The organism is Schlesneria sp. (assembly GCF_036405755.1).
Taxonomy (GTDB): Bacteria; Planctomycetota; Planctomycetia; order Planctomycetales; family Planctomycetaceae; genus Schlesneria; species Schlesneria sphaerica.
Genome location: NZ_DASWWZ010000602.1, coordinates 1 through 5,429, shown reverse-complemented (window position 1 = coordinate 5,429; position 5,429 = coordinate 1). Strand labels below are relative to the sequence as shown.

Here is a 5,429-nt window from a genome sequence, read left to right as displayed (position 1 = left end):
AGAGTCTTTCTTCGCCATGATCCACCTCAATGCCGCAGCTCGCTTCTTGTCGCAAACAATCGCATCAAGGTATGATGATGAAGCCCCTGGCGCAAGTTACCCCATCTTACCTATTCGCCGCCGAGTGCGCGCTGGCCCTGGGGTGAGCCATGGCCGCCCTACCGATATGGGAAATGAATTTCGTGGCGCGGCTGACCACGAAATGGCGTTATCACGAACTGGGGTGCTTGCCGTTTTCGATTGACGCTGCCCGCCTCCGCTTTGAGGACGTTGGTTCATGGAAAGAGACTTCGCAGCGCCGTTCATCCAACTGTCAGGACAGATCATGGGGCTGATGAGCTTGTTCCTACTGTTGCTGTTCTCCGTGCCGGCAATCTTCGGGTGGTTCTCGGGGATGCACGTGGTCGTCGTGGGGGCGACTGGAGTCCTGTTCGGTGCGACGGGATTAATCCTGTCCAAACACGCGAACACTCAACGCATCGCTGTCAGGTTCGGAATGCTCCTGTGGTCGGGGGTGGTCTGCGGAATCACCGGCTGGGGATTTTTCCATTGCGACATTACTGACCCCGGGTTCTTCCTCTTTCTCTGGATTGGCGGAACTCTGTGCACAGGCTCGCTGTTTGTGGCCGGGGTGAGTCTGTACGACTTATCGCGAGCGGTTCACAGTTGATTGAGCGGCGGGGATGAGTAACACAATATTTGGAATCGCCAGTGGGCGAGGCCGATTTGCGGAGACTTTCTTGTCTTGTGTGAAATCCCTCTTTGCCATGAAGTCGCCGCAGCCCCGTTCCGGATCCGATCGAGTTTGAACCACCGCCAGGCGGGCGGTACAAATAATGAGCGTGACCAGATGGAGAGGATGATCATGAATCGGATCGTAGTGGAACGAAGGGTCGGTGATGGCGGCCTGCTCGTTTTGACACTGCCGCTCGGAGCGGGGGAGGCAGGTCAGGATGTGCGGGTAACAATCGAGCCGATAGGTCGACAGCCTGCGATGACTCCGGACGAGTGGCGGAATGGCATTCTCGCGACGGCTGGCGGGTGGCAGGGGGAATTTGAATGCTCCCAGTTGCACCAACTGGAAGAGCGAGATGCCCTTTCATGACTCACATTCGTGATACGAACGCATTTGTAGATCACCTGCGGCGCGGACCGAACTCCAAAGTGACAGCGAGTCTGCTCGCGGCACCTCCAGGTTCCGTTTACCTGTGTTCCGTTGTACTGGCCGAGCTGATTTTTGGGGCCATTCGCAGCGGCCCCGCTCATGAGGCCTCCAATCGAGCAATGGTCGCTCGACTCCAGGCACAGTTCTTGCCGCTTCCGTTTGACGATTTGGCTGCGGAAGAATATGGCAAGCTGCGAGCTTACCTGACGTCTGCCGGTCGACTGATCGGTCCGAACGATCTGATGATCGCCGCAGTCGCGTTGGCCAACCGAATGACGCTGGTAACCCACAATTTATCTGAGTTCCGTCAAGTTCCCGGGTTGCTGCTTGAAGACTGGCAGTGAACGGGGATTGCGACGCCACTGTACCGGACCACTGCTGAGGAACTTGCCTCACCTCGGCGGTTTCAACTGGGAAACAACGTCAGTCTTTTCACGATGATTGTGGCGTAGGCGCCTCGGGGCAGGATGAACTCCAGCGTGAGACGCTGACGGCCTTCGTTCTGGTCGTCGTGGTCTGCCTGGTGCATCCTCAGTTTTTGCGGTTTGATCACCGCTTGTCGTTCTCCTTTGGAGAAAAAGCTATCACGTGGATACTTCACACGAAGTTCGCGCAGGGCGAGACCCAGCGGACTGAGGACCTGTTCATACAGATCCAGCAGAGGGCCCGGTTCCAGATGCAAACGCGCTGACGGCAGAGGGAGTTGCAGGTTCCGCAGGGCCTGATCCGCGCTGTCCCTCAGCGCGGTAAAGAAGGGGACGTCGGCCGTGGCGAGAGAGACAGGGAAGCAGTGGTCGGGCGAGACATGCTGCTGCAGCGTCGCCGCCAGGCACCGGTTCCAGATGTTGCTTTGAAAGGCGGCCAGCCAGAGGCTGCGCATGTCCTGCCGAAGCAGGGCGAAGGCCTCGCGAAATCGTTCGGGGTGATCAACCAGATACGTCACAATGCTGCGAGCGGAAGATTTTCTGAGGGCACCTTTGCACGCGACCCAGTCACCCCAGAAATGACGAATGATCTCCTTCTCATCCCGGTCGTTCGGCCGGTCATGCGAGTTGGGCTCTGCGATGGCGAGCCAGAGTGCTCGTTCGTAGTTCCCCTGGCACCAGGGCTGCGCGATGAATTCGCCTGATTCCCCGAGGGAGCCGAATCGCTGATCGTCGTAATAATTGGGGACGCCGTAACGTTCGAGCGATTCCCGGCAGCTCAGGATTCGCCGCGCGGCATCGGGGGTCAGGTTTCGCATTACGATATGAAATCGGTTGGCGGCGATATCCTGTGGCTCAAACGGGCGGCTGGCCTGGCCCTGGTAGGTCAGTGAAAAGTTTTCTTCACGGAAGTCACGGCGGGGACCGCGCAGGATCGTGACCCACTGGCGGGTGACGGCGTGCTTGTCCTTCAGGCCGCCATAGCTGATGACCTTACGGGGGAAATTCCAGCGGTGACAGATGGCCGTAATCGCTTCCGGGGTGCCGAGCGACCGCTTGGTCAGCAGATAGACGGCAAACGGGCCGCCATCCATGGGGAAATCACTGAGTTCTTCGACCTCGAAGTCTTCAGGCAAACTTTTAAGCTTCATGAACAATCCAGCAGGCAGCTCTCTTGATCACGAACGCCGTGACGGCCGTTCGTGAGAATGACATTTTGCAAAACCAACCTGCGACCGAACGCAGGCATGAAACGGATATTCTTATCGGAAACGACGGTCAGATGCCCGAGGGCGAAGCCTCTGCCGAGTCGTCGACGAAAGAAGGACGCGATCCGGTCGCTCGGCGAGAGTTTCCCCGCGCCAGTGGACGATGGTCGCTCGACCGCCAGCTCGGGGGATTCTCGCACTTTGTTTTCGACTCGGCTCAGTGTAGCTTTTTCCGTCTGAATAAATCAGGCCTCGATTTCAGGATGTGGGTTTCTCTCTGTGAGTCTGCATTCTCAAAGCCTCCGGTTCCACGTCGATTGGCGAACAGTCGTGAGTTTCTGACGATGTCAAGGAGATGTGCAGTCATGCGGATGTTGACGACGCTGGCGTTTCTGGTGGCACACAGTTCATCAATACTGCTGGGGCAAATACCCACTCCCGACGATGCTCCGCAGCCCCAGGCGCCGCAAGCAGCGGCCAAACTGTTCCGTCTTCCTGCCGGGATGCGAATGCAACTTGTCGCCAGCGAACCGCTGATCCGCGAACCGTCGGGGGTCTGCTTTGACGAGCAGGGACGCCTGTTTGTCTGCGAGTTGCACGGATTTAACCTCGACGGTCAGATCGACATCGACGAACTCAATCAGACCGGGAAGCTCGATAAGGTCGTGCGGCGTTTTTTTGTCCCCGAACATGTCGAAGAAGCGGCCAAAGCCGGGACCTATGGTACCGTCAAACAATTGGTGGATACCGATGGTGATGGCCAGATGGATCGGGCTGACGTCTGGGCGGATCGATTGCCCGCCTGTTTCGGGATTTGTCCAGCGCGGGGTGGTGTGATCGTTGTCTGCGCTCCGGACATTATTTTTCTGGCAGATCGGGATGGGGACGGAACCGCTGAGGTGCGTGAAGTCCTTTTCACTGGATTTGCCACCGGCGTTCTGGACCGTCGCATGGGGAATCCGCAATGGGGATTGGACGACTGGATCTACGTGGGTCGTCCGCACCGGGACGCCACGATTACCGGCCCGCATCTGCCGGCGCCCGTTCCGCTTCCTGACACGGATTTCCGCATCAAGGCTGACGGTTCCGCGATCGAGCCGGTCAGTGGGGCGGTCGGCGGTTTGGGGCACACCTTCACCGAAGGGGGAGACCGCTTTATCAGTTCTATCGGCTGGCCTGCGCACTTTGTCGTACCACTTCCGTGGCATTCTCTCGCACGTAATCCGTATGTCGTGACGCCATCGCTTTCGATGCAAGTCTTTCCCGATCGTCGGGTGTATCCGACCAGCAAAGCCCACCCCTGGAGAACCAAACGAGCGGATGACCCAGGTTTCTCGAAGTTCTATACGGACGGCTACGGAATTGCCGAGTCCGCACCGAATGGCTACTTCACCTCGTGTTGCGGTCCGCTGGTCTACCAGGATTCCGTGTTGCCCGGACTGAAGGGCCACTTGCTGGCGTGTGAACCGGCGCAGAATTTGATCCACCGATCTGTGGTGGAACGGGACGGTCTGAAACTGACATTGAACCGCGCCCCGGGCGAGGAATCGTCGGAATTCCTCACGACGGTTGATTCCTGGTTCCATCCGATTGCACTGTCGCACGGACCTGACGGAAGTGTCTGGGTGACGGACTTCTATCGCGAAATTATCGAGGATTACTCGGCCATTCCTCGGTATCTGCAACAGCAGTATGGTGTGACGAATGGGAAGGATCATGGACGAATCTGGAAAATCACCTCTGACCAGACGCACCCGGTCCCGTCGGCCGACATGAGCCGAATGACTCCGGAAGAGCTTGCCGCAGAAGTGGGCTCGGAATTGTTCTGGAGACGTGAAACCGCTCGACGATTGTTGATTGAGCGAAAGGAGAGGCTGGCTGCACCCGCTCTGGTTCGACTGGCGCGCGAGAGCCACCAACCTGCGGCGGTGATCAACGCCATTCATACCCTGGATGGTCTTGAGGAACTTTCCCCTGAATTGCTCGAAACGCTGCTGTCCCATCCGGACGGGGGTGTGCGGCGACAAGTGCTTCAGCTTGCGGAGAGTCGATTTGCAGACTCACCTGCACTATTCAATCGGGCGCTGGAACTGGCGGAGGACCCCGAGGGATATGTTCAATTGCAACTGGCTTTGTCGCTGGGCGTCAGCCCGGATGCGCGTGTGTTGCCAGTCCTCGCCAAATTGGCGCGGCAACAGGGAAGTGACCCATGGGTTTCGACCGCAATTCTCAGTTCGCTGGCCAATCGAGGAGGGGAGTTTCTGACGGTACTGCTCGACCATCCCGAGACTCTGGGCGAGGCACGCGGCTTCCTGAAACCACTTTGCTTTGCAATTGGGGCACGGCGGAACGAACAGGAGCTGAGTCAATCGCTCACGCGGATCTGCCGTCTTGAGAATCCGGACGTGCAGGTTGTGGCCCTTCGCGGAATCCGGTCCAGTTTTGAGATTGCCACCGATCTGACGCTGACGAGCGAAGCACGGAACGAGGCTAAGTCGCTCACCGGAAGCGATAACCTCGAAGTCCAATCGCTGGCGAAAGAACTTGTCCGCCTGATGAAGCTCGAAACCGAGGAAGAACGTTCCGCACGCCTGGCCCGCTTGCAGGAACAGACGCAGGACGTAACCTTGA

6 protein-coding genes are annotated in these 5,429 nt (G+C 58.2%); 5 read left to right on the top strand and 1 reads right to left on the bottom strand.

Going from position 1 to position 5,429, the window contains the following annotated elements; all coding sequences use genetic code 11:
* The 4 genes from VGE80_RS19980 to VGE80_RS19965 all read left to right on the top strand — a co-directional run.
* Positions 1 to 244, top strand: a 244-nt coding sequence (locus tag VGE80_RS19980; RefSeq protein WP_440593880.1) for a hypothetical protein, incomplete at its 5' end; no start/stop codon positions are given.
* Positions 245 to 277: 33 nt separating this feature from the next.
* Positions 278 to 670 (top strand): hypothetical protein, encoded by a 393-nt coding sequence (locus VGE80_RS19975; protein ID WP_440593879.1) that lies wholly within the window; start codon positions 278 to 280, stop codon positions 668 to 670.
* Between the two features lie 195 nt (positions 671 to 865).
* The gene (locus VGE80_RS19970; RefSeq protein ID WP_373653674.1) at positions 866 to 1,105 is read left to right on the top strand and encodes a hypothetical protein; all 240 of its coding nucleotides are present in this window, start codon (positions 866 to 868) and stop codon (positions 1,103 to 1,105) included.
* Positions 1,102 to 1,509 carry a type II toxin-antitoxin system VapC family toxin gene (locus VGE80_RS19965; RefSeq protein ID WP_373653673.1) on the top strand — a complete coding sequence of 136 codons (408 nt, stop codon included), beginning with the start codon at positions 1,102 to 1,104 and terminating at the stop codon, positions 1,507 to 1,509. The genes VGE80_RS19970 and VGE80_RS19965 overlap by 4 nt, the downstream gene beginning before the upstream one ends.
* 62 nt (positions 1,510 to 1,571) lie before the next feature.
* Here the strand turns inward: VGE80_RS19965 and truD are convergent, their stop codons facing one another.
* On the bottom strand, positions 1,572 to 2,741 hold the full coding sequence (gene truD, locus VGE80_RS19960; RefSeq protein ID WP_440593878.1) for a tRNA pseudouridine(13) synthase TruD: 1,170 nt from the start codon (positions 2,739 to 2,741) through the stop codon (positions 1,572 to 1,574).
* 422 nt (positions 2,742 to 3,163) lie between these two features.
* Here truD and VGE80_RS19955 point away from each other — a divergent pair.
* The coding region (locus tag VGE80_RS19955) for a PVC-type heme-binding CxxCH protein (protein ID WP_440593877.1) at positions 3,164 to 5,429 on the top strand (2,266 nt) is incomplete at its 3' end.